Genomic DNA, 24,701 nt, shown 5'->3' on the forward strand with positions numbered 1-24,701 from the left:
TTCCCGGCTTTCGAACGGCGACACCCTGCTCCAGCAGGGCGTCGCCGCCGAAGTACTACGTCGGGCTCAGTGCGGGCGTGATCGGCACGTCACATCAGCTTGTCCTGGGTGATTGGCAGGTCGCGGATGCGTCGGCCAGTGGCGTGGTAGATCGCGTTGCCGATGGCCGCGGGCACTCCGGTGATCGGGGTCTCGCCGAAGCCCCGTGCCCCGAGTGCCGTACTGACCGGGTCCGGTTTGTCGACGAAGATCGCCTGGATGTCTGGGACGTCCGCGTTCACCGCGATCAGGTAGGTCGACAGGTTCGGGTTGAGCACGCGTGCTGTCCGGCGGTCGAGCACGGTGTGTTCCATCAACGCGTTGCCGATGCCCCAGGTGAATCCGCCGATGACTTGGCTGCGTGCGGTCTGGCGGTTCATCACGCGGCCCGCGTCGTACGCGCCGACTCCGCGGGTCACGCGGACTCGGCCGTAGCGCGGGTCGACCCGGACTTCGACGAAGACCGCCCCGGTGGAGTAACCCCTGGTGTTGGTCATGGAGCTGGTGTTCTCCACCGGTGCGCCATGCCGTGCCATGACCGCTCGATAGCTTTCGCGGCGGGAACGGTCCGGCGAGAACAGGTACCCGTGCTGCGTGATGATCTGGTCGGCGGGCAGGCCGTGCAGCGGTGATGCGGGATTCGACACAGCGAGCTGGACGACGGCGGTCCGCACGGCCAACGCGGCCGCGTTGACCGCGCCGGTGACGCTGGCGATCGTCCCCGATCCGGCCGACAACGCCGCAGGTGGGAAGTTCGTGTCGGCGAGTTCGACCTTGACCTGGTTCAGCGGCACACCGAGGGCATCGGCGACGACCTGCGTGAACACCGTGTACGTACCCGTTCCGATGTCCTGCGTGGCTGTCTGGGTCAGCACGGTGCCGTCCGCCGCCATCCTGACCATTGCCGAAGACAGGTTGGCGTTGTGGTCGTGCGCTTCGGTCGCCATGCCCCACCCGACGAACTCGCGACCGTCCCTTGTGGAACCTGGCTTCGGATTGCGCCGGGACCACCCGAAAGCGTCGGCGCCGAGCTTGTAGCAGTCGAGCAGGAACTTGCTCGAGAAGCGCTCGCCGGTGACCGGGTTCGCGTCGGTGTAGTTGCGCCTGCGTAGCTCGACCGGGTCGATGCCGAGCTGGTAGCTCAGCTCGTCCAGCGCGGTCTCCAGTCCGAAGTGGGAGGCCATCTGCGGTGAGCGCATGAACCGCGACGTCGCGACGTCGAGGCGGACTCCCTGTTGGCGGGTATGGATGTTCGGGCACGCGTAGAGCATCCTGCTGGAAATGCTGTGGCTGTACATGTTCTCGCTGGTCCGGGACAGCTGCTGGGTACTGACGTGCACCAGCGCGGTGAGTGTGCCGTCCCGTTTGGCGCCCAGGGTGACCTCTTGGGAGAACTCGGCGCGGTGACTGACGATCGAGTACATCTGGGACCGTGCGAGCACCATCTTGGCCGGCCGCCCGAGCTGCCGGGCGATCGCGGCGTTGAGCAGCGAGTGCGGCCACACCGGTGACTTGCCGCCGAACCCGCCGCCCAGATACGGCGCCAGCACCCGGACGTTGGTCTGTGGGATACCGAAAGCGGTCGCAAAGGTCCGTTGCGCGTTGACGACACCCTGGCTCGTCTCGTGCACGGTCAAGCGATCGCCGTCCCACTGCGCGACTGTCCCATGTGGCTCGATCGGATTGTGGTGGTGTGGCGGGCTCGAGTAGGTCTGCTTGACCGTGACCTCGGCCGCGGCCAGGCCTGCCGCGGGATCACCGACGATCACTTCCTGGTTCGCGGGCAGGTAGACCTCGGCCAACGCGTCGGCGATGACTGCTTTCGGGGTTTCCGCGGCGTACGTGACGCGCACGAGCTCGGCGGCTTCCTGCGCCTGCTCAAGTGTCGTGGCGACCGTGATGGCCACGACCTGCCCATTGTAATGGATCTGGGTTCCCTGCAACGGCACGAAGTGCTGGTCACTGGTCAGCCGAGGCGCGTTCTCGTGCGTGAAAACCTCGACGACGCCAGGGACCGCGCGAGCGGCGGTGGTGTCCACGGCCGTGACCCGGCCGCGAGCGATCGTGCCCATCACCAGATAGCAGTACAGCATTCCAGGCAGCGTGCGGTCGGCGGCGTACCGTGCGCCACCAGTGACTTTCGCGTGACCGTCGACGCGTTCGACGGCTTGGCCCACAGTCATCGCACACCTCCCAGATCTCGCAGCAGGCCATCAAGCGCGCGTTGCACGAGGTCCACTTTGAACTCGTTGTGCTCACGGGTGACCGCGCCACGCACGAGCGCGCGTCCGGCCTCAGTGATTGTCGTTGTGGTGAGCGGCTTTCCGCGCAACGCGGCTTCGGCTTCCGGTGAACGCCATGGCTTTGTCGCCACGCCGCCGAAGGTCAGCCGGACATCCCGGACGGTGTTGCCTCGCATGTCCAAAGCCGCCGCGACGGACACGACCGCGAACTCGAACGTCGCGCGGTCACGCAGTTTCAGGTACCTGGACCTGGCCGCGAGCGGGGTCACCGGGATCTCGAACCCGGTGATCAGTTCGCCGTGCCCGAGCACTGTCTCCCGATCCGGGCTGGTGCCCGGAACGACGTGGAAATCGGCGAACGGGATCTTCCTGCGATCGGTCTGCACCACGGCGTCCACCGCCAGCAAGGCGACCGCGAGATCGGACGGGTTCACCGCGATGCAGTGGTCGCTGCCGCCGAGGATCGCGTGGGCGCGGTTCTCGCCTTCAAGCGCGGGACATCCGCTGCCGGGAATCTTCTTGTTGCACGCCGTTCCACTGTCGCGGAAGTAGCCGCATCGAGTCCGCTGCAAGACGTTGCCGCCGACCGCGGCCATGTTGCGGACCTGCGGGGAGGCGGAGTTCAGCAGCGCCTCCGACACCACGGGCAAAGACCTGCGGACAGCGGGGTGCGCGGCCACATCGCTCATCCGGGCCAACGCACCGATCCTGATCACGCCGTTGCGCTGGATGATGTCACCCAGCGGCAGGCCGTTGATGTCCACGATCGCGCCGTGGCTCTGTGCGCCGTCCCTCATCAGGTTCAGCAGGTCCGTTCCGCCCGCGATGAACCGCGCGTCGGGTTGCCCGGCCAGTCGCACCGCCTCGGAGACGTTCCGAGGCGCGGCATACGTGAAGTTCCTCATTTCGCGGCGTCCTGGATCGCGGCGACGATGTTCGGATAACACGCGCACCGGCACAGGTTTCCGCTCATCCATTCGCGGATCTCGTCGGCCGACCGGGTGTGTCCTTCGGCGATGCACGCGACGCCGGACATGATCTGGCCAGGCGTGCATCCTCCACATTGGAACGCGTCCCGCCTGATGAACGCGGCCTGCACCGGATGCAGCCGATCGCCCTGCGCCAAGCCCTCGATCGTGGTGATCTCGGCGTTCTGCCGCATCACCGCGAGAGTCAGGCAGGACTTGATCCGGCGACCGTCGACCAGCACCGTGCAGGCGCCGCACTCGCCACGGTCACAGCCTTTCTTGGTGCCGGTCAGGTCGAGGCGCTCACGAAGGGCGTCCAGCAACGTCACGCGAGGTTCGACCGCCAAGCGGTGGTCGCGGCCGTTCACTTTCAGCGTGATGTCCACAGAGGACGCGCTGGTCTGTGCGGCTGCGGCCGGTGCTGCTGCCAAACTCGCGGTGACGGCGGCACTCCCGGCCTTCAGGACGGTCCGCCGTCTGTACTCCGAATCAGCTGTCACAACAGGTCTCCGGTGGCTCGTGGTGGGTTCGCCCACATCATGGCCCCGGAAAACCGGACATCGGTTGCGTCGGTGACAAACCGACAGGGAGACGACAGCTTGCCTTTCGGTCGGCGGCTATCGCGGGCAGTTCGACCGTGGTGTGTCGATGGCCGCCAGCAGCCGCGAGATCACCCCCTGGTCAAGCGGCATGGCGAAGTGGTCAAGCCCAGGGGAGTCGTGCAGGCTGAACCGGTGACACGGCATGGCCTGCCAGGCCAGCACCGCGTCGTTGGTGATGTCTTCCTGGTTGATGTCGCCGTCCCGGTACAGGAACTGGGTGGTGTCCACGATCTGGCCGGCGGTCAGGTCGGGCAGCCGGACGCCGACGATGGTCGGGATGCCGGACCCCTTCTCGGCGTTGACGTCCACGCCAGGGAACCACTTCGGACCGGCGAACTTCACGAAACCGATGTAGTAGTCCGCGATCTGCCGCGCGTACGCCGGTAGATGAGCGTCTGCCACCAAGGCGGGGTAGTCGCGGGGCGTGTAGTCCTTGCCAGTGGACTTGTCGTGGATGACGACTTCCTTGTCACCGAACACCCTTGGGTCGGACGCGCTCATGTACGTCGACGGCGCGGTCAGGTGCATCGCGGCGCTGCTCACCGCGTTGTCCTTTGTGGTCGGATAGCCGAAGTCCTCGATGTTCAGCCCGGTGAACAGGACCATGTAGAGCAGCCCCTGCCCGGGGAAGTTGCCTGCGAGCGGCGTGAACCCCTTGATGTACTTGGCACGCCACGCGGGACTGGTGTGGGTGAGCAGGTACTGCGCGTACAGCGGGCCGTTCGAATGTCCGACCAGCTGCACCGGGCGGTTGCCGTTCGCCCGGTATGTGTCCTCGACGAGGTGCTTGGTCCGGGCGAGGAACCCGCCCTGGTCGGGAGTGAGGCGCGCGTCGTACCCGGCGACCTTGATGTCCTTGTCGCGCACGTAGCCCGCGGTTTCGAGTCCTTTGAAGAAGGCTTCGTAGTACGGGGCGCTGGACGTTTTGCCGTAGTCGACGAAATCGACGGACACACCGGGTTGCTCACTGAACCGCAACGGCATCGGAACGAACGGGTTCGGGTTGTACAGCAGGGTCCGCAGCCTGTCCTGGCAGACCTGGCTGTACACGGTGGGCTGGTCGTTCTGATACCAGTCCTCAAAGGACCCGGACGACGGGCACTCCGGAGCGGTGGTCTGGTTGTGCACGGTGAACTTGAGTTTCGTGCCGTGGTATCCGGTGAAGAGCACCACCGGTGCCCGGCCGGCCGGTGCCGCGACCGCGCTGGGTGCCGCCGTGGTGGTGACGACCGCGGCAATGATCAACAGGTTGCGCAAGGCCTTCATGGCCTCAAGCAAAGCACCTGGCACGAGATGTCGTGAGCCTCATGGCGACTTGTTGTCCGGTCTGTCGAGTGAATTGTCCACAAAGGCTACTTCCGTCCTTACGCCTGCCGGGACCGCTGGTAGTGGCGGCGCGCCTTCATCCGGTTCCCGCACACGGCCATCGAGCACCATCTGGCGTTGTTGGCCTTGCTGCGGTCGATCAGGAACAGTTCACAGTCCGGATTGGAGCATGGCCGAAGCCTGCCAGGACTCGTGGTGTTGAGCGTGTTCCACGCCAGGATCGCGTGCACGGCGACGGACTTGTCAGACGTCTCGTCCAATGTCCATTTCAGACCTTCGTCGGTCATTGCCGGTGCGACGCGGACATCCGTGAGGAACGGGTCCAGCGATGCCGGACTGGCCGCTCCGAGGATCACCGATTTCAGCGCGTCCCGCGCCTCGCGAAGGGTTCGCGCGGGGTTTCCGGCCGCAGGCCAGCCCTGAGCGGCCAGCCATGCCTGGGCGCCCTCGGTGTCCGCGAGTTCGTCGCGCCGCACGCCGTCGATCACCGGCGCGGTGTTGAGCAGGGCCAGCATCAGCGCCTCGTCGTGCCCCAGGTCCGGCATGTCTAACCTCCTTGAACCCCCTTGACAGGTTATAGCACGCGTGCTTTTCTCTAACCATCAAACGTCGCTCAAAGGGGTTAGAAATGACGCATCACCGGTACGCCACGGTCAACGGCCGCACGCTCTTCTACCGGGAGGCCGGCCCGGCCGACGCACCCGTGGTCGTGCTCCTGCACGGCTTCCCGACCAGCTCGTTCATGTTCCGCGAGCTGATCGGCGAGCTGGCAGGGGACTACCGTGTGATCGCGCCGGACTACCTCGGGTTCGGCTACTCCGACGCGCCGCCGGTCGAGGAGTTCGACTACACGTTCGACGCCCTCGCCGACTTCACCGCCGGTCTGCTCAAGCAGGTCGGTGTCTCCCGGTACGCGATCTACGTGCAGGACTACGGCGCACCTGTCGGCTGGCGGCTGGCGCTGCGCGACCCGGCGGCCATCACCGCGATCATCACGCAGAACGGCAACGGCTACGAGGCCGGGTTCGTCCCGGAGTTCTGGCGGCCGGTGTGGGACTTCCACCGTGACCACACACCGGAGACCGAGGCCGCGGTCCGCGAAGCGCTCACGCCGGACAGCGTGAAGTGGCAGTACCTGCACGGAGAGCCGGACCAGACCCTGGTCAGCCCGGACACCTGGCACCACGACCTGGCCCTGCTGTCCCGGCCGGGCAACGACAAGATCCAGGTGAAGCTGTTCGGCGACTACGCCACCAACCCGCCGCTCTACCCGAAGCTGCACGAGTTCCTGCGCACCAGCCGGGTGCCGGTGCTGGCGGTGTGGGGCGCCAACGATGGCATCTTCGCCCCCGAAGGCGCTCGCGCCTTCGCCGCGGACCAACCGGACGCCGAGATCCACCTGCTGGAGGGCGGCCACTTCGTGCTGGAGACCCACGTCGCCCAGATCGCCGAGCTGACTAAGACCTTCCTGGTCAAGAACCTGCCGGCGCCCACGCACATATGATCGGATCGTGACCACTTATCTGATCACTGGAGCGGCCGGTTTCATCGGTGCCAACTACGTGCACTTCGTCGTGGCGAACGAACCGGACGCGGAGGTGATCGCGGTCGACTACCTCGGATTCGCGGCCAACCTCGCGAACCTGGACCCGGTCGCCGACCGGATCCAGTTCGCCAAGGTCGACATCGCCGACTACGCCGAGATGAGCGCGCTCTACGAACGGCACCGGCCGGACTACGTGGTCAACTTCGCGGCGGAAAGCCACAACGACCGCGCGATCATGGACCCGTCCTCGTTCGTGCGGTCGAACGTGACCGGTGCCCAGGTGATGCTCGAGTGCAGCAGGAAGATCCCGGTGACCGCGCATCTGCACGTGTCCACCATCGAGGTCTACGGCGAACTGCCGCAAGGACAGCACGCGTTCACCGAGGCCAGCCCGCTGAACGCGAAAACGCCGTACAGCGCGGCAAAAGCCGCGGGCGACCAGATGGTCCGGGCGTACATGCAGACGTATCCGGATCTGGACATCCGGATGACGCACTGCGCGAACAACTACGGGCCCTATCAGCTGCCGGAGAAGCTGATCCCGCTGATGATCACCAATGTGCTGCGTGGCCGGAAGGTTCCGGTGTACGGCGACGGAATGCAGATGCGGGACTGGCTGCACGTGATGGATCACTGCCGGGCGATCCACACCGTGCTGAAGGCGCAGTTGGGGCCGATTCCCGCCGGTGCCGCGACCGACGCCGCGTTGCTGCCGATCTTCGACGTCAGCGCGCGGCACGAGATCAGCAACCTCGACATCGTCCGCCGTGTCCTGCGTGAGCTGGGCAAGCAGCCCGAGGAGTGGATCGAGCACGTCGCCGACCGGCCCAACCACGACCGGCGCTACCTGATCGACCCGTCGAAGATCGAGACCCAGCTGGGCTGGGCCCCGACCGTCGAGTTCGAACCGGGCCTCGCCGAGACCGTGGCGTGGTACGTCGACAACGCCGAATGGTGGCAGGCCATTTTCAAGCAGAAGGGCGAGCTGCAGATCGACTGGTCGGCTACGCGCTGAGCTGCGGGGTCACCTCGGCGGCGAACAGCTCGATCTGCTCGATGTCCTTGACGTCCTGCACCTGCACGTAGACGCGGGAAACACCGGTCTTCTCCCGCCACTGACCGATCGCGTCCACGATCTGCGCGGGAGAACCGGCAAGCGGGTTCATCCGGACGTACTCCTCCGGCAAGTTGTACTTCGCGCCGCGCGCGATGACCTCCGCGTCAGTGTTGCCGATCAACACCGTGTGCGCGACGGACAGGACGATCTCGGCAGGATCACGACCGGCGTCGGTACAGGCCTTGGCGACGCGATCGAACTGCGCGGCTGCCTTGTCCACTGGCGCGAACGGCACGTTGAACTCGGTCGCGAACCGGGCCGCGAGCGCCGGGGTCTGCTTGCGTCCCATGCCGCCGACGATCACCGGGATCGGCCGGGCAGGTTTGGGCAGCGCGGGCGAGTCGGTGAGGGCGTAGTGCTTGCCGGAGAACGAAAAGGTCTCTCCGGCAGGCGTCGCCCACAACCCGGTGATGATCTCGAGCTGTTCGGCGAGCCGCTCGAAGCGCTCACCTATGGGCGGGAACGGGATGCCGTAACCCTTGTGCTCGACCTCGAACCAGCCCGCGCCGAGACCGAACTCGATCCGCCCACCGGACATCTGGTCGGCCTGAGCGACGGCGATCGCGAGCGGGCCAGGCAAGCGGAACGTGGCCGAGGTGACAAGCGTGCCAAGCTTGACGCGTTCCGTCTGGACAGCCAAGGCCGACAATGTCGTCCAGGCGTCCGTCGGGCCGGGCTCACCAGAGATCCCCATGGCGAGATAGTGGTCGGAACGGAAGAACCCGTCATACCCGGCGGCCTCGGTTGCCTGCGCCGCACGCAGAATCTCGGCGTACGTCGCGCCCTGCTGTGGCTCGGTGAAGATCCTCAGGTCCATGATCGTCATCCTAGTCAGGACTACTTCGCTGACAACGAGATCAGGTACCGACGGGGTGGAAGGAAGTAAGGGAAGCTGCTGCGGCGCGCAGGTATTCGCGCGGTCAGGTTGGGCGAGGCGTTATCCATGCGTCGATCGGCAGTAATTCGCCACGCGGCCACCCCATGACTGCCGGGTGCTTTTGAGCGGAGAAGAGGTCCGTTCTCGAAAGTCAAGGGATACATCGGATCTTGTCCGGTCGACATTTTCCGCACTCGGACATTTGGCCGATTGACGGCGTTAATACGTCCGATGTTCACTACTTTTCATGACTCGGGCCGTCTTCGGAATCGTTTCAGTTCTCAGCCTCCTGGCCGCACTCGTGTTCGTGCCGGTCGCGCAGGCCGCAGCACAGTTGAAGAACGTGCTGGTGTTCCACAAAACCGCGGGGTACCAGCATCCGTCGATCCCTGCGGGTATCGACGCCATTCGCACACTGGGCAGGCAGAATGGTTTCACGGTTACCGCGACGGCCGATGCGAACTACTTCACGCCCACGAACCTGATTCGATTCCAGGCTGTCGTGTGGCTGTCGACCACGGGCGATGTGCTGAACGAGAATCAACAAAAGGCATTCGAGGATTACATCGCCAAGGGCGGCGGATACGTCGGTATCCACGCCGCCGCGGACACCGAGTACGACTGGGCCTGGTACGGCGGCTTGGTCGGCGCGTATTTCCACTCACACCCGGCGAACCAGACCGCGCGGATCCGGGTCGAGGACCGGTCCAACGTCTCCACATCGCACCTGTCGCAGACGTGGACCCGGTTGGACGAGTGGTACAACTACCGCGCCAACCCGCGCGCGAACGTGCGAGTCCTCGCCAGCCTGGACGAGTCGTCCTACAGCGGCGGCAACATGGGCGACCACCCGATCACCTGGTGCCACGACTACCAAGGCGGCCGTGCCTGGTACACCGGCCTCGGCCACACCGCCGAGTCCTATTCGGACCCGGCGTTCACCAAGATGCTGCTGGGTGGCATAAAGATCGCCAGCCGGGCCGCCAACGCGGACTGCCGCCCGGAGAACGGGTACACCCCGATCTTCGACGGCAGCCAGGCCAGCCTCGACCAGTGGCGCCAGGCCGGGCCCGGCGGCTTCAACCTCGTCGACGGAACGCTTGTCTCCCACGGCGGAATGGGCTTGCTGTGGTTCCCGGTCCGGCAGTTCAGCAACTACTCGGTGCGCCTGGACTGGATGATGCCGGGCGACGACAACGGCGGCGTGTTCATCGGTTTCCCTGACCCGCAAGGTGATCCGTGGCGTCCGGTCAGTGCGGGGCATGAGATCCAGATCGACGCGACCGACGGCGATCCCACTCGCACCACCGGCAGCGTCTACAGCTTCCGCGCACCCGATCGCGCATTGCGCGACAGCGTGCTGAACCCGCCGGGGCAGTGGAACGCCTACGAGATCGCGGTGCACGGCCAGCTGGTCGAGGTCTGGCTGAACGGCGTGAAGATCAACGAGTACACCAGCAACCGCGACATCGCCGTCGGCTACCTCGGCGTGCAGAATGACGGCGCGGGCTTGGACATCAGCTATCGGAACATCCGCGTCCGCCAGGATGCCGGTGGTGGCGGTACGGACTTCGCCCGCGGCCGTCCGGTGTTCGTGTCCAGTGTGGAGCCCGGCAGCTCGCACGTCGGCGAGAACGCCGTGGACGGCAACAACCAGACGCGCTGGGGCAGCGTGCACGCCGACCCGCAGTGGATCACGGTCGATCTCGGCGAAACCCGCGCTGTCGAGCGGGTACGGCTGAGCTGGGAAGCCGCGTACGCCCGGGCGTACAAGATCCAGATCTCGCCGGACAACGAGAACTGGACCACGATGTACAGCACCGAGACCGGCGACGGCGGGGTCGACGAGGTCCTTGTCGCGGGCTCCGGCCGGTACGTTCGCGTCGAGGGCACCCAGCGCGCGACCCAGTGGGGTTATTCGCTCTGGGATCTGCAAGTCATCGGCAAGGGCTGACGTTTTGCGCGCGGCTGAATCGGGCCAACAGCGACACGGCGAACACACTCGTCTGCTTTGGTTCGGCAATGCGATCGATCAGACGGGTTGCTGTCATAGCCGTGGCCACGGTCGCAGGCGCACTGTTCACGCCTGCGACCGTTCCAGCAGCACAGAATTCCTGCGTGCCACCCCACTGGGAGAGCCCTGAGTACTACGACTTCATTCACACGTACAAGAGCGAATGCGCGTCGAAGCAGAACTACGACCGCACGTTCCCTGACGTAACCGTTTCGGCGCAGGTGAACTGGTGGACCCGGCTCGCGGTGACCACTTCGACGGCACAGGCCGGGGCGATCGCGTCGTTGAAGGTGAACAACAAGGAGTTCATCGCCAGCGGCGCGAAGGGCTCATCCCTGCAGTACGCGTTCCATGCCTGGCAACAGGGCGGAGCACCGAGCGAGTGCTACAACCCGACGCAGGCCGGAGCACGTATCGAGGGCGAGACTCAACCGCCGCCGCACCACGGGCCGAGTACGAGCGCGCTCTACACCATGGCGCGCACTGGCTCCTCGATCCGGACCGAAGCCAGGCCTGCCATGTTCATGACCAGGACCGACCCGAAGCCAGGCTGGGACGGGTGTTTCGGCGCGGACCACCAGCCCGACCGCGTCCCGTTCAGCATGGGACTCTCGCCATACTGGCTGCGCACACAGGTCGAGCTCGCGCCCGATCATGCGATGCCCACTTTGGACAACGTCGTGCGCCTCGCCGCGTCGATCACGTCTGAGGACACGCCACACGACTTTTTCAACGGTGTTCTCGTCGCCTATCTGCAACGGGATTTCACCGAGGTGTACTCCTACGACCTCGCCGGCGGGACCACGACGGTACGTCCGCCCGAGAGCTACGCGAGCAAGGATCCGATGATGCGTTGCACGTCGGACGGAAACCATTGCCTGGGCATGTACGTCAGGCCGCAGGTGCTTGGTACGCAGGCCTACTACTACACGATGACCAGGCCTCCCACGCCGTACAACGGAATGCTGGGTGAGGCCACGATCCAGGTCACCAGCCCGTCGGGGAAGATGAGCACCGGCGACACACTCGGCTATGAGACGTTCCTGGCTGTGGGCAACAAGGATCGCGTGAGCTCCGCCATCGGCAAACTCCACCGGCTGATGGGCTGAGTCAGACCAGCTGCGGCTGGAGTTTCCCGGCTGTCTCCGCCAGCAGCGGCAGGACGCGCTCGCGCATGTCCACTTCGGACGTTCGTTCCACGCTCGTGCCGATGTTGAGTGCGGCGATCGCGGTGCCGTCCCAGCGCCTTAGCGGTACCGCGATCGAATGGAAGCCCTGTTCCACCTCGTGTGCGACGTACGAGTGACCCGCGGCCGCGACCGCGGCGATCTTTTTTTCCAGCGCCGCCACTGCTTCCTCGTCCAGGCCCGAATGGGCCACGAGGTGGCGGTGGCGGCGTTCCTCGTCCAGGCCGCTGAGCAGGACCAGGCCAAGCGCTGACTTGGTCGCGGGGACGTGGAAGCCGATGCCCTGGCCGATCGGCAAAGCATGCCGTGGCAGTGCTCGCGCGATCATCACAGCTGAAGGACCGTCGAGGACCGCAGCGGTACACGAGGCCTGCAGTTGCTCGGCGAGGCCGTCGCACACCGGCTGCACCACGTGGCTCACCGGATTGGTGGTCAAGTACGCCGACGCGAGCGTCAGCACCTTCGGTCCGAGGCGATAGGCCTTGTCGTCCGGGATCACGTAGCCGAGATGGGTCAACGTGAGCAGCGCCCGCCGCACGGTCGCCCGCGGCAGGTCGAGTTTCCTCGCCAGCTGGGCCTGGGTCAGGCGTTCCTCAGTCCGGTCGAACGCGGTCAGGACGAGCAGGCCGCGTTCCAGGGCTTCGGAGTAGTCCGCGGGGTTGGTGCCGTCGACTTCGCGTGCGGCCCGGCGGGCCTCGTCCCGTGCATTGAGCTTCGCCACCGTTCGATTAACGCACACTTGGTGCGGAAACGTAACACCAACTCGCCGGTAGGTCTTGCGACAGTCGAACACGGCTGCCTACAGTGCTCATATCTGAACTGTGTGTTCGTTAATTGAACAACTCGGCCGATGGAGTCTGAGATGCGTGCTGAGGACAATCGGAAGATCACCGAGACCGGTCCTGGAACCCCGGGTGGGGACTGGATGCGGCTGTACTGGCAGCCGGTGGCGCTGACCGAGGAGCTGGACACCGAACGTCCGGTCGTCCCGGTCCGTGTCCTGGGGGAGGACCTCGTCCTGTTCCGGAACGACGACGGCACAATCGGGCTGATCGACCGCAGGTGTGCGCATCGCGGCGCCGACCTGTCGCTTGGTCGGCTGGAGGACGGCGGGCTGCGCTGCTACTTCCACGGCTGGCTGTTCGGCCCGAACGGGTCGTGTTTGGACACCCCGGCCGAACCGGAGGACAGCAAGCTCAAGCAGAAGGTGCGGATCCGCTCGTATCCCGTCCAGGAGTGCAACGGGATCGTGTGGGCGTTCCTCGGATCCGGTGAACCGCCGAACCTCCCCGCGCTCGACTGCTTCATCGCCCCGGAGGAGTACACCTTCGCCTTCAAGGGCTATCTGGACTGCAACTGGCTGCAGGCGCTCGAGGTCGGCATCGACCCGGCGCACGCGTCGTACCTGCATCGGTTCGAAGAGGACGAAGACACCGATGACAGCTACGGCAAGCAGTTCCGCAACGCCTCGCTGGGCACCAACCTGCCGATGACCAAGATCCTCCGGGAGTACGGCAGGCCCGAGATCCTCAACGCGCGGACCGAGTACGGCCAGCGGATCGTGGCATTGCGCAAGCTCGACAAGGACGGCCTCGACGGATCGTCCACCCACGTGCGCATCACGCACCAGGTTTTCCCGCACGGCATCACCATTCCGCTGAGCGCGACCATGGCGATCACCCAGTGGCACGTGCCGATCGACGACGTGTCCTGCTACTGGTACGCGATGTTCACCAGCCTCGACGAACCGGTGGACAAAGCGACCATGCGGGAGCAGCGCCTCGAAGGCGTCACGCTGCCCGACTACAAGCCGGTCCGCAACCGTGCCAACAACTACCAGTTCTCCTATGAGGAACAGCGGACCCAGACGTACACCGGTCTCGGCCGGGACATCAACGTCCACGACCAGATGGCGGTGGAGGGACAGGGCTACATCTACGACCGCAGCAGGGAACACCTCAGCCGGTCCGACCGGGCGATCGTGACCTACCGGCGGATGGCGCTGCAGGCCATCGACACCGTTGCCGAAGGCGGCAGCCCCGAAACACTGCTCATGGACACCGCGGATGTCGAAAGCCGAGGCCCGATCCCACTCGACGGCATCGGCCCGACAGGGCAGTGGGAAGAGTATTGGGCGCAGTCGATCGCCGATCTGCGCAAGGCAAGTCCGTGGGCGTCCGGTCTTCATGCCGCACTGGCGACTGGTCCGGCCGGTGTGCCGGACTCGGAGGTCGAACCCGACCGATCCCAGTCGCCCGACGCGTACGACCGGTCGTGAGTCATGGGGTTCATCGAGAAGTTCGACCTGTGGACCGAACAGCAGCAGCAAGCCGCGCGTGAGGTCCTTGCCATCGCTGAGGATCTGCAGTCCGTTCGCGTGTCCTTCGTGGATCAGCACGGGCTTTTGCGCAGCAAGACGATTCCCGCCAGCGGCTTGGCGTCGGTGTTCCGCAGCGGGGTGAGCTGCGTGTCGACGCTGCTGTCGAAGGACACGTCCGGGATCACCGTTTTCAAAGCGTTCAACGCCGACGGCGGACTGGGTGTCGCCGAGATGGCCGGTGCCGCCGATGTCGTGATGGTTCCTGATCCGACGACGTTCCACAGTGTCCCGTGGGCGGACGGAACCGGCCGGATCCTGTGCGATCTACGCTTCCAGAACGGTGAAAAGGTACCGTTCTGCAGTCGTGGGGTCTTCCGGTCCGCCCTGGACCGGGCAGGCGCTGCCGGATATGGCTACCTGACCGGGATCGAGATCGAGTTCCACCTCTACCGGCGTGCCGAGCACGCCCCGAACGCCGATGGGATCGGCAAGTGCACGCATCCGACACCGGTCGAAGCGATCAACCACGGCACCCAGTTGCTCAGCGAGGACCGGGGTGACGAGGTCGAGCCGGTCGCCAGGCGGATCCGCGAAGTCCTTGACCGGATGGGAATCCACCTGCGCAGCTTCGAGATGGAGTACGGCGCCAACCAACTCGAGGTCACGCTCGACCCGGCCGAAGGGCTTCGCTCCGCCGACACTGTGGTGTTCCTGCGCAGCACGATCAAACAAGTAGCGCGGCGCCACGGCTACCACGCCACTTTCATGTGCCGCCCGCAGATCACCGACAGCAAGTCCAGCGGCTGGCACCTGCACCAGAGCCTGGTCGGCGACGGCAGCCGCAACGCCTTCGTCCCCGACGACGGAGACGGGCCGATCTCGCCGGTCGGCAGGCATTTCATCGCCGGGCTGCTCGCGCATGCGAAGGCCGCGTGCGTGTTCGCGAACCCGACTCTCAACGGCTACAAGCGATTTCAGCCTTACTCCATGGCGCCGGACCGGATCGCGTGGGCACGCGACAACCGAGGCGCCATGATCAGGCTTGTCGGCTCGGCTGAAGAAGGCACCACGCACATCGAGAACCGGGTCGGCGAGTCCGCGGCCAATCCGTATCTGTACATGGCATCCCAGCTGCACTCCGGTCTGGCCGGAATTGAGGCATCGCTGCCGCTGCCCGCGTCGGCTGATGACCCGTACACCACAGAAGCCGCCCGACTGCCCGCGAACCTGCGCGAGGCTGTCGACGCACTGGAAGCCGACACGGTGCTGGCCAAGGCAATGGGTGCGCAGTTCACCGCGTACTACGCCGCGATCAAACGAGCCGAGATCACCCGCTTCGAGCGCGCGGTCACTGACTGGGAACACCATGAGTACTTCGATCTCTACTGAGCTCACTCTCCGGGTGACGCGGGTGACGTGGGAGGCCGAGGGCGTCGTCGGCGTGCGATTGTCCACACTGGACGGATCACTGCTGCCGGCCTGGGAGCCAGGTGCGCACCTTGACGTGCGGCTGCCGTCCGGCTTGAGCCGCCAGTACTCGCTGTGCGGCGACCCTCGCGATCGCGAGCACTACGACATCGCAGTCCGGCTCGAACCAGCCGGTCGTGGCGGTTCGGCGGAGGTGCACGGCACCGCGTTGGTCGGCCGTGAGCTCGTGGTGACCGATGTCCGGAATCACTTCCCGCTGGCCGACGCGGACGAATACCTGCTGATCGCCGGTGGCATCGGGATCACGCCACTCATCCCGATGGCCCGCGCCCTCGCGGCACGCGGTGCCAAGTGGACAGCGGTCTACTGCGGTCACGGCGCCAAGACGATGGCGTTCCGTGACTCGCTGGCGGCGATCGGTGCAGATCGAGTCCGGTTCGTCGACACGACAACGGAACCACGGCCAGGCCTCAAGGCGATGATCAGCGCACTGGACCCGGGCGCGGCCGTCTACTGTTGCGGCCCGAACAGCCTGCTCGACAGCGTGACCGAGATCTGCGAAGCCGCCGACGTCCGGTGCGAAACCGAACACTTCGGCGCCGCGACGGCCACACCCGTTGAACCTGGTTCAGTGGTCGAGCTTGACCTGCGCCGCTCCGGGACCGTCGTGGTCGCCGGGCCGGAAACCTCACTGCTGCAAGCGATCCGGGACGCCGGCGTGGAGATCGAGTCCGACTGTGAGGAAGGGTATTGCGGCACGTGCGAGACTACTGTCCTTGACGGGCAACCCGATCACCGGGACGTCGTGCTCTCGAAGACCGAGCGGGCTTCCGGGCGTACGTTCATGCCCTGTGTGAGCCGTGCGTGCGGCCGCAGGCTGGTCCTCGATCTGTAAGCGCTTCCAGGACAGTGGCGCCGCGCTATCGGCGTCGTGGCTGTTGCACGTCTGAAGTAGACCGTAGCCAGTCTGTGATGCGTGACCACTGGCACACCTTTGCCAGTCGGCCTATGGTGTTCGCCGGGTTGATCACCTGATCTGAAAAAGGGAGCCACAGCAAGGGGTTGTCGAAACGGGGGCCGCGTACATCCTCAAAGGAGAGGACTGGATGGAAACCTCGCATACCCCGGCGGCCAGGTATCGATTACCTGCCGGTGGGGACAGAGTGTGGCGGGCCGGTCGGCTCGAACCCATGCCGATCCGCACTCTGCCGGAGCCGCCTCCGGCGATCCATCTGCTTGGCCCGACGGTGTTCCTGGTCGCCCTCGGCGTCGGCATGGGCGAGTCCTACATGTGGCCGAGACTCGTGCTGGTGTTCGGCCCGGAGATCAGGTGGCTGTTCCTGATCGGGGTGACCCTGCAGGCCGTGGTGATGCTGGAGATGGCCCGCTACACGATGGCCACCGGCGAGAGCATCTTCACCGGCGCTGCCCGGGTGTTCAAACCGATCATGTGGTTCTTCTTCATCGTCGCCATCCTGGTGTACATCTGGCCCGGTCACCTCTCGGCCGGCGCGGCGGCATTCGAGGAAATAACCGGCATACCGTGGGTCGTGACCGCCTGCGTCGCCCTTGTGCTGGTGGGTGTTCTGTTCAGCCTTGCCCGCGTCATCTACAACCTGCTGGAGAACGTCCTCGCGATCCTGATCGGACTCTTGGTGGTCGGCACCGCGGTGATCGCCTCGTTCGTCGGCAGCTGGGATGACCTCGTCTCGACTGTCACCGGCATGTTCGCCTTCGGATACGTGCCGTCCGGGATAATGACGGAAGTCTGGTTCCCCATCGTGGTGGGATCGATCGCGTTCGCCGGCCCGTCGGGGATGCAGCAGATGTGGTACACGCTGCACCTGCGCGACAGCGGCGCGGGCATGGGCGCGTACATCCCGAAGCTGCGCGGACTGCGGCACGCGGGCGAAGAAGAACAGATGCCCAACCGCGGCTTCATGTTCGACACGTCGGACGCGAACGAGCTGCGCAAGTGGAAGGGCTGGCGCCGCTGGGTGACCTTCGATGCCCTGTTGTTGTTCTGGGGCATCACCATGCTGGTGACGATCTCGTTCACGGTGCTCGCGCAGTCGGCGGTCCGCGCCAACCCGGACATCAGGGGACTGATCGAGAGCGGGGAACGTGAGGCAGCGCTGTCGGCGATGTCGGACGCCTTCTCCTTCGCGGGTGGCTCGGTGCTCGGTGCGATCTTCCTCGGCTTCATCGCCCTGATCGGCCTGAACGCGACACTGGGCCTGTTCGACTCGTTCTCGCGAGGCCAGGCGGACATGACGTACTTCTTCGTCAAGGGCGCGCGACGAGTGAAGATGTCGCACCTGTACGCGGGCTTCCTGTGGGGCCTGATCACGTTCGGCATCCTGATCCTGCTGTTCGGCCCGGTGGACGGGCCAGGGTCGGTACTGGACATCCTCGCGTTCCTGTCCACGTTCGCGATGGGCTGCTACTGCGTGGTGCTGTTGCTGGTGAACAACAGGATGCTGCCGAGAGCGATCCGTCCGAAGTGGTACTCGAACCTGATCATCGGCTTCGGCGCGGTGTTCTACCTGGGAATGCTGTTCTATTCCCTGATCCGCTTCGGCGTGGTGGTCGGCTGATGAACTGGCGACTGGGATTTCCCGGGTTCGCAGTGGGATTCCTCGCGGGCACGGCAGCAGGCCTGATGGCGCTGGTAGTGGGACAGCCATGGGCCTGGGCCGTGGTCGCGGTGGTGACACTCGGCGTGCCACTGGGACTGTTCGGCGGGATGTACAGCGTCCTGCTGGCCTACGGAAAGGTGCGGCGGGGCGGGTTCGCTCCTGCGTGCCTGTTCTGGCTGTTCGCGTTTCCCCTCGCGCGACTGCTGCAGGAAGTGCTGACCCGCCTGGTGCTGCTGGGCGAGCCAGGACTCCCGCCCAAGGCTTGGGGATTCCTGGCGTTCCAGGCGATCATCAGCGCCGGGTTCGCCATCGGATTCCTCTGGCTGCACGAACGCATCGCACCCCAGTCGTGGCGACGCGTGTCGTCTCCGGCGTAGCGATCGATTCCACCGCTCGGTTCGGGGCACCGGACCGAGCGGTGGACACGTTTCACAGCTTGTCGAATCGCAGACGGAGCATGCCATGCGAAGTCCCGACCAGCACGGAACAGCACTTCGTCTCCGGTGACGGCAACCGCCGAACCGTCAGGCAACGTAGTGCACACGATGCCTTTGACACACCCGGTTTGTACGGTGGTTACCGCGATCGGTTTGCTTGTCAGCAAGTCCCACGCGACCACAGTGTCCTGAGTGGTGTCCGCACTGCCTGCGACCGCAATAATCCGGCCGTCAGCCAACGGGACACAAGCGATGGCGCTGATCCTCGCGGAGGCCACTTGCCGTGGATCACGCCGGATCATCGGCTTGCCGATCGGCTGGTGTGTCTCGAAGTCCCACAGGCGTATGGTGCCGTCGCCTTGGCCGGTGACGAGGGCTACTCGCCGGTCCCGTCCACAGAACAACCTGCCGATCGATGCCACTGATGGTCAGAACACGATGCTTCTCGGTTTCGATGCACGCTGTTGCCAAGACTTCGGTAGGGCGGCTCTTCAGGCTTCTGGTGACACGCTGAAGTTCCCGTCCCGCGTGCATGTCCCAGAACGATGTACTGCCATCGCGATGGCCCGTGATCGCCAACGATCCGGCCAGTCCAGCACTGGACACGGGCACGATGCTCCTCGCCGGGGGATCGGCTGAGATCATCAGATCCCACGCCCGCCCTGTGTTCTCGTTCCCACCGGTGACCAGTACTGGTCGTCCGTCGGGCAGCCGGGTACACGTCATTGTGTTGATGGAGCCCGGGTGTCCTGTCAACGGACCACCAATCGCACGACCGGTTCTCCAGTCCCAGACCCGACTGTCACCTTGCCCAGCACTGGTGATCACCACTTCGCGTCCGTCAGGCAACCGGGTGCAGACTACGGCGCCAATGCCAGGACCGGCATCGAACAACGGTTCACCTGCTCGATCGCCGGTGTGCAGGTCCCCGATGTCGACACGGCTGTCACTTGCAGTCAGTACGACTGGTCGTCCACCTGAGGGCCGCCAGGTGTGCAGCCGCGTCACTCGGTGCTGTGGCATCACGATCCCCTTGCCCACACGGTCACCGGTGTTCAGATCCCACACTCTCACCGGCTGGGTGCCGTCCGCTGTCACGATCGCAGTGCGTCCGTCTGAGAGAACATCGGCGATGAAGATGCGCATGTAAGGGTTGTCCTCGGGCGCCGCGGGAATGGTACGGCCGACCTGTTCCCCGCTCCACGGATCCCACGCTCGAATGGTCCCGTCGATGTAGCTGAGCACAGCAATGGGTTCTCCGTTCGATTGCCGAACCCATTTGGCAGTGCGGACGCTGGCTGTCTTGCGGGGGATGCGATGGTTCAGCGGTTCACCGCAGAGCAGGTCCCATATCCCCACGACGCCGCTCCAGTCCGAGACAAGAACAGCAGGGGAGTCATCCCGCCCGGCCACGACTTCGAAATGCGAGCACGGTGCTTCGAGGCTTGCCCATTCGGTGTCGACGACTTGGTTGGTGACGAGGTCCACAATGTGCATAGGCCCGCCAACACTGGAACTGATCACCCACACACGGCCGTCGGGCAGCACTACGGAGTCGACATGGTCGACAGCTTTGTCGTGACGTGCAAGGATTTTGTGCGGTGTTTCGGATTGCCAGTGAGCCCAGGTGCAAGCCCATTGGCGGCTGGGCGTCAGGCTGGTGGTGGCATCGGCGAGTTCGGTGGCAGCTGCTCGTCTGGCGGCCAGCTCCAGCTGTGAAATACGTTCGTCGCCGTAGTCGTCGCGAAGATGATGGGCAACGCGCTGATAGACCACGGCGTCTGCTTTGCCTGCGTCGGTGCGGGCATCAGCCAGACATGCCAGCAGTTCCAGCGGCGTCCTCGGGGATGAGGCCCTTGGTCCTGGTGGTGACCAGTCCGAGGCTGGAGCGGCCACCGGCCTGGAAAGGGGTGAGGTGGTGAGCCGCCCAGACGTCGTCGATCACCAGGAGCACCGGGGCTCGTTCGTCGAGCAACTCGCCGAGGCGATGTCCCGCCATTGCCGGGTCGGTCAATGTCGGGCGGGTCCCGGACAGCAGTTCACACAGATCATTGACTTTGCCCGCGAGGACAGGGTCAGGCATGTCCTCGCCCAGAGTGACCCACAACGTTCCACCGGGAAAGGAGTTCTCGGTGAGCCGGCTCACCTCATTGGCGAGGGTTGTTTTGCCGAACCCGCCTGGCCCGTACAACCCGACGATCAGATTGTCCGCGCTACGCACCGCGTCGACTGTTTGGTTGATCAACTCAACTCGGCTGACCAAATGGCGGTCCGCCGTCGGCGTCCACTGGGATGGGACGTACCCCTGCCAGCCCGGGATTTGCCGAGGACGCGTCAACGACCTGGACGGTTTTGGTGGGATGCGTTTCGAAGAAGACCAGGTGCTCGATGTGCGTTTCGCTCGCCCAGTCGCGGTACCGGTCGTTCAGCCGACGTAGGTGAGCGTCGTCGCGACGCAGGTCCTTGACCGCCGGGGTGCTGCGGTATACGACTCCTAGTGCTTCAGCGGCTTTGGTCAGGCCTGATCCTGTATGCGTCGTACCCGACCGGCCACACCGCGATCCGGTCGACGTCTTCCGCCAGCCACTGTGGCCAAAACCCTTGCTGATCCGCCGCCGTCCAGCTTTTGTGTGCGTCGCCGTCCAGGCCATGCAGGAACACGACGTCCATGACAGCGTGAGCCGGATTGTGGATCTCGACGATTTTGCTCACCCGTGACGATACCGCGCACTTTTTCGCTTCGGGGAGCAGCCGCCGCTTACCGGCAGTACGATCCGCGCGGATCGCATTTCTGGGGAGGCAGACGGTGACTTGGCAAGGTCCTCCAGGCCCATACGGGCAGCAACCGCCGCCTGGTCCCGGGTATGGCGGCTATCAGTACCCGCCTCCCGGATGGCCACCCCAGCCACCGCCACCGCAGAAGTCGAAGACCTGGCTGTGGGTCGCCCTCGTAGGTGTTGTGTTGCTGGTCGCTGCCGGGGTCACTGTCGTGCTGGTGACTACGGGGTCGCCGGAGTCGCCGCAGCAGACCGCGGGCGCGCCGACGACTGGGGCACCGCAGTTCCAGCCGTGGACCGTGGAGGGCAACAAGGGGGACACCACTGCGGTCATCCGTGCGCTCGCGGCCGGTTCGGACTTGGTCATCGTCACGCAGAAGTCCGTGACGGCGATCGACCGCGAGACCGGGAAGAAGAAGTGGGTGGCCAAGGCCCCCGACGTCGAGGGGCAGGCCGCTGCCTTCTGCGGGGCGAGTGGCGCGGCGTCCTCCACCGGCAAACTGGGGCTCACGGTCGGCCTGGCGAAAAGCACGACCAGCCCGATTTCCGGTGACTGCGGGATCGCGACCGTGCTCGATCTGCAGACCGGGCAGTTCGGCTGGAGCTCTGTGCTGGCGTACCCGCAGGGAACCGTGACGTCCCCGGTCAGCGGCATGCCGGTGGAGATCATCGCGGACACGATGGTGGCGAACTGGGGATTCAACGTCTTCGGCATCAACCTCGACGACGGCAAGCGCAGGTGGCAGGGACTGCTGAGCAGCCGGCCACAGGGGCAGACGCCGAACTGCAGTCCCCGGGACCTGCGGCCGAGCGGCAAGAACAAGTTCGTTGTGTTGTCCTCCTGCACCGAAAACGATGGCGCCGAGACGTTCCTGCTCGACGAATCTGACGTCAACGGACAAGGCACCAGGACCAAGAAGATCACCGAGCAGGACGTCGGCGCCAAGATCAGCTCGATGGGCGTGATCTCCGGTGAACCGGTCGTCCTGCAGGTCCACCAGACCGGCAACGAGCAGCTTTCCCTCCTGCTGCTGGACGACGCGTGGAACATCAAGAACAAGATCTCGGACGAGCGCACCGCGTCCCAGTCGGACAAGGGGCTCGCGACTGTCGGAGTCGGCTTCAACACCTTGCCGGTCGGCGCGTACACCAAGGACTACCGGTTCGTCATGGACAAGAACGTGATGTACGCGATCACCGCACCCAACAAGAACAAGCCGAACCAGCTCGTCGCCGTCGACCTCGCCACCGGCAAGAACCTCTGGGCGGTCGACCAGCCAGGGCTGCTGTTCATGCAGGTGCTGGCGGCCGACGACAAGAAGGTGGTCGCGCTGGAATCTCCGGTGCAGACCAAACTGGACTACAAGCAGTCGGTGGTCACTGTGGACGCTGCCACCGGCAAGGTCGAGGGCAAGAAGACCACGGAGGTCAAGCCCAAGAACAACGGCGACTTCGGTATTCCGACCGTCTGGATCGGGTTCGTCTACGCCGACGACAAGGCGTATGGCGTGGAGTTCCAGTCCGGCGGCGGTGGTAGCGAACACCAATGGATGGCTTACAGCGTCGGTTAGATGGTCAGCCGGTAGAGCCGTTCACCGATGCGGTAGTAGAGGTTGCCGTACTTGTCCGCCGTCAGGCCTTCCGTGCCGGGCGCGGTGTGCAAGACAGTCATTGCCTTGGTGGACTTGCTGATTAGCAGTGCCGTCCTTCCACACGGTCAACGCGCCGCTTCGCTTGCCGTACTTGGGAACCGTGCCCATGTACACCGTTCCGTAGGATCCTCCGATGAGGGCGTACGGGCGGTCCTGCGGCGGCGGGCCTTGGCCGGGTTCGCAGTCATGGGCCTTGTTCCCGGCGCTGCCGCCGGTGTATTCCAGCTTTGGCGGCCAGGCGTCACCAGGTGCGTAGCTGTAGATCTTGCCGTCCGGGCCTGCGCCGAGCGCGTTGATGGCGGCAGGGAGAACCGGTGTTCCGGGAACGACCCGGCTGGTCCACGCGCCGGTTTCCGGGTTGTACTTGAAGATCCGCGTGCCGTCGATGGATGCGCCGATGCTGACCAGGGTGCCGTTGAACCACGTGTAGCCGGTGGCGTCCAGACCTGGACGGGCCGTGGTGGCCTGCACGGCTTTGGTGGCCACGTCGTACGAGTGCAGCAGTCCGTCCTTGACGAACCAGACCCGTCCGTCTCGGGCGGGGGAGTGGTGCAGGTCCACGTCGGTGATCGACGTCTCGATGACTGCTTGGGTGCCAACGATCTGCAAGACGAGCAATGTGCGGTCGATCCACGCGAAGAGCCGGTTTCCGGTCCATGTCAGACCGCCGACCATCGAGTTGTGGGCGTACGCCGCCGGAAGCAGGTCCTGGTGGCGTGGTCGTACCTGATCAGCGCCGCGTTGGAGCCTGTGCCCAGGAAGCTGACGTTGGCCACAGGATCATGCGCGAGACTGCGGACATAAGTGGCGTTCGTCGTCGCTGGTGCCAGAAGCGTTGTGACAGCGCCGTTTTCGTACTTGAAGAAGCGGCCGTCGTCGGAGGTACCGCCGTAGACCTCGTTGTGTGCTCCCGGTTCCAGTTCCCAGACAACTGAATTGCCGCCCTCCGCTTTGCCGAGATCAGTGATCGTCGCCTCGCCGGGAACGTACTTGTAGAGCTTGGCATTGGGATACGTGCCAAGGTAAACGCTTCCGTCAGTCGCCGTTGCCGCAGCCCATCCGCCGACGGTCGGGTGGGTCACTGTGTCCGGCAGCGTGATCTTCCTGGTCACCGTCTCGGTGGCCAGATCGATCGCCGCGACCTGCGGATTGGCGTCCGCGGTGCTCGTGAAGACGCTATATGCCCTGCCTGCGGCGAATGTCGTGGCGTTGGGGACGGTGCTTTCGATCTGCACACCGAGATCGGTGACGTCCTTGCTGATCAGCACCTCGTCCCAGTACGCGGTGCCGACGTTGGACACTCCGGAATAGATGAGCGCCGAAACCGTTGCTGTGCCAGCAGGCGCACGTCCTGCGGCCGTGACGGTCCGCCACTGGTTACCGGAGATCTCCCCGCTGTTGGCGATGCCAAGCAAACTGCCCGTAGAACTCCGGAAACGCAGGTACAGTTCAGCCACCCGCGGTGTGGGAGCCGCTCCAACCGATGAGCCCGTTGTCGAATCCCTCGTTGCCTAGGTGCATATCGGCCG

General features: G+C 65.1%; 21 protein-coding genes. 10 read left to right on the forward strand and 11 right to left on the reverse strand.

Annotated features, from left to right (window positions below; genetic code table 11):
• Window positions 1-89: 89 nt before the first annotated feature.
• The 5 genes from B9C43_RS00980 to B9C43_RS01000 all read right to left on the reverse strand — a co-directional run bounded on the left by B9C43_RS00980 (window position 90) and on the right by B9C43_RS01000 (window position 5,723).
• Entirely contained in the window at window positions 90-2,222 is a 2,133-nt protein-coding gene (locus B9C43_RS00980) for a xanthine dehydrogenase family protein molybdopterin-binding subunit (protein ID WP_033384436.1), read from the reverse strand.
• A complete protein-coding gene (locus B9C43_RS00985; RefSeq protein WP_084424179.1) occupies window positions 2,219-3,187 on the reverse strand; it encodes an FAD binding domain-containing protein in 969 nt (322 codons plus the stop codon). Before B9C43_RS00985 ends, B9C43_RS00980 begins: the two co-directional genes overlap by 4 nt.
• Window positions 3,184-3,750, reverse strand: a complete 567-nt coding sequence (locus tag B9C43_RS00990) for a (2Fe-2S)-binding protein (RefSeq protein WP_084424180.1) — start codon at window positions 3,748-3,750, stop codon at window positions 3,184-3,186. The genes B9C43_RS00985 and B9C43_RS00990 overlap by 4 nt, the downstream gene beginning before the upstream one ends.
• 117 nt (window positions 3,751-3,867) lie before the next feature.
• Entirely contained in the window at window positions 3,868-5,118 is a 1,251-nt protein-coding gene (locus tag B9C43_RS00995; RefSeq protein ID WP_084424181.1) for a lipase/acyltransferase domain-containing protein, read from the reverse strand.
• Window positions 5,119-5,216: 98 nt separating this feature from the next.
• Window positions 5,217-5,723 carry a CGNR zinc finger domain-containing protein gene (locus B9C43_RS01000; protein ID WP_084424182.1) on the reverse strand — a complete coding sequence of 169 codons (507 nt, stop codon included), beginning with the start codon at window positions 5,721-5,723 and terminating at the stop codon, window positions 5,217-5,219.
• Window positions 5,724-5,806: 83 nt separating this feature from the next.
• Between B9C43_RS01000 and B9C43_RS01005 the strand changes: the two genes are divergently transcribed.
• Complete coding sequence (locus B9C43_RS01005) at window positions 5,807-6,682, forward strand: alpha/beta fold hydrolase (RefSeq protein ID WP_084424183.1); 876 nt, start codon at window positions 5,807-5,809, stop codon at window positions 6,680-6,682.
• Between the two features lie 7 nt (window positions 6,683-6,689).
• Window positions 6,690-7,739 (forward strand): dTDP-glucose 4,6-dehydratase, encoded by a 1,050-nt coding sequence (gene rfbB, locus B9C43_RS01010; RefSeq protein WP_200825388.1) that lies wholly within the window; start codon window positions 6,690-6,692, stop codon window positions 7,737-7,739.
• Here rfbB and B9C43_RS01015 read toward each other — a convergent pair.
• On the reverse strand, window positions 7,729-8,658 hold the full coding sequence (locus B9C43_RS01015; protein ID WP_084425509.1) for an LLM class F420-dependent oxidoreductase: 930 nt from the start codon (window positions 8,656-8,658) through the stop codon (window positions 7,729-7,731). The two genes, rfbB and B9C43_RS01015, sit on opposite strands and share 11 nt — an antisense overlap.
• Before the next feature lie 307 nt (window positions 8,659-8,965).
• On the opposite strand from B9C43_RS01015, the gene B9C43_RS01020 reads away from it, so the two are divergent.
• Together B9C43_RS01020 and B9C43_RS01025 are read left to right on the forward strand one after the other, a co-directional pair.
• A complete protein-coding gene (locus tag B9C43_RS01020) occupies window positions 8,966-10,672 on the forward strand; it encodes a ThuA domain-containing protein (RefSeq protein ID WP_160096226.1) in 1,707 nt (568 codons plus the stop codon).
• Window positions 10,673-10,740: 68 nt separating this feature from the next.
• Window positions 10,741-11,841, forward strand: coding sequence for a hypothetical protein (locus tag B9C43_RS01025; protein WP_143445993.1), 1,101 nt, complete (start codon window positions 10,741-10,743; stop codon window positions 11,839-11,841).
• Between the two features lies 1 nt (window position 11,842).
• On the opposite strand, the gene B9C43_RS01030 is transcribed toward B9C43_RS01025, so the two are convergent.
• Window positions 11,843-12,640 carry an IclR family transcriptional regulator domain-containing protein gene (locus B9C43_RS01030; protein WP_160096228.1) on the reverse strand — a complete coding sequence of 266 codons (798 nt, stop codon included), beginning with the start codon at window positions 12,638-12,640 and terminating at the stop codon, window positions 11,843-11,845.
• 141 nt (window positions 12,641-12,781) lie between these two features.
• On the opposite strand from B9C43_RS01030, the gene B9C43_RS01035 reads away from it, so the two are divergent.
• The 5 genes from B9C43_RS01035 to B9C43_RS01055 all read left to right on the forward strand — a co-directional run bounded on the left by B9C43_RS01035 (window position 12,782) and on the right by B9C43_RS01055 (window position 18,683).
• Window positions 12,782-14,197, forward strand: coding sequence for an aromatic ring-hydroxylating dioxygenase subunit alpha (locus B9C43_RS01035; protein WP_084424187.1), 1,416 nt, complete (start codon window positions 12,782-12,784; stop codon window positions 14,195-14,197).
• A gap of 3 nt (window positions 14,198-14,200) precedes the next feature.
• On the forward strand, window positions 14,201-15,628 hold the full coding sequence (locus B9C43_RS01040) for a glutamine synthetase family protein (RefSeq protein ID WP_084424188.1): 1,428 nt from the start codon (window positions 14,201-14,203) through the stop codon (window positions 15,626-15,628).
• Window positions 15,606-16,562, forward strand: a complete 957-nt coding sequence (locus B9C43_RS01045) for a PDR/VanB family oxidoreductase (RefSeq protein ID WP_143445995.1) — start codon at window positions 15,606-15,608, stop codon at window positions 16,560-16,562. The genes B9C43_RS01040 and B9C43_RS01045 overlap by 23 nt, the downstream gene beginning before the upstream one ends.
• Window positions 16,563-16,773: 211 nt before the next feature.
• Entirely contained in the window at window positions 16,774-18,264 is a 1,491-nt protein-coding gene (locus tag B9C43_RS01050) for an Nramp family divalent metal transporter (protein WP_051895828.1), read from the forward strand.
• Window positions 18,264-18,683, forward strand: coding sequence for a hypothetical protein (locus B9C43_RS01055; protein WP_143445997.1), 420 nt, complete (start codon window positions 18,264-18,266; stop codon window positions 18,681-18,683). The genes B9C43_RS01050 and B9C43_RS01055 overlap by 1 nt, the downstream gene beginning before the upstream one ends.
• A 1,867-nt stretch (window positions 18,684-20,550) precedes the next feature.
• Here the strand turns inward: B9C43_RS01055 and B9C43_RS01065 are convergent.
• Both B9C43_RS01065 and B9C43_RS55355 read right to left on the reverse strand, forming a co-directional pair.
• Entirely contained in the window at window positions 20,551-20,964 is a 414-nt protein-coding gene (locus tag B9C43_RS01065) for an NB-ARC domain-containing protein (protein ID WP_200825389.1), read from the reverse strand.
• A gap of 281 nt (window positions 20,965-21,245) precedes the next feature.
• Window positions 21,246-21,455: a hypothetical protein gene (locus B9C43_RS55355; RefSeq protein WP_143445999.1), complete on the reverse strand. Its 210-nt coding sequence runs from the start codon at window positions 21,453-21,455 to the stop codon at window positions 21,246-21,248.
• Between the two features lie 94 nt (window positions 21,456-21,549).
• Here B9C43_RS55355 and B9C43_RS01070 point away from each other — a divergent pair, with 94 nt between their 5' ends.
• Window positions 21,550-23,091 (forward strand): outer membrane protein assembly factor BamB family protein, encoded by a 1,542-nt coding sequence (locus B9C43_RS01070; RefSeq protein ID WP_160096230.1) that lies wholly within the window; start codon window positions 21,550-21,552, stop codon window positions 23,089-23,091.
• A 21-nt stretch (window positions 23,092-23,112) separates the two neighbouring features.
• On the opposite strand, the gene B9C43_RS01075 is transcribed toward B9C43_RS01070, so the two are convergent.
• Together B9C43_RS01075 and B9C43_RS01080 are read right to left on the reverse strand one after the other, a co-directional pair.
• Window positions 23,113-23,847, reverse strand: a complete 735-nt coding sequence (locus B9C43_RS01075) for an NHL repeat-containing protein (RefSeq protein WP_084424193.1) — start codon at window positions 23,845-23,847, stop codon at window positions 23,113-23,115.
• The gene (locus B9C43_RS01080; protein WP_084424194.1) at window positions 23,832-24,629 is read right to left on the reverse strand and encodes a hypothetical protein; all 798 of its coding nucleotides are present in this window, start codon (window positions 24,627-24,629) and stop codon (window positions 23,832-23,834) included. Before B9C43_RS01080 ends, B9C43_RS01075 begins: the two co-directional genes overlap by 16 nt.
• Window positions 24,630-24,701: the final 72 nt, after the last annotated feature.

The organism is Kibdelosporangium aridum, assembly GCF_900176515.1.
Lineage (GTDB): Bacteria > Actinomycetota > Actinomycetes > Mycobacteriales > Pseudonocardiaceae > Kibdelosporangium > Kibdelosporangium aridum.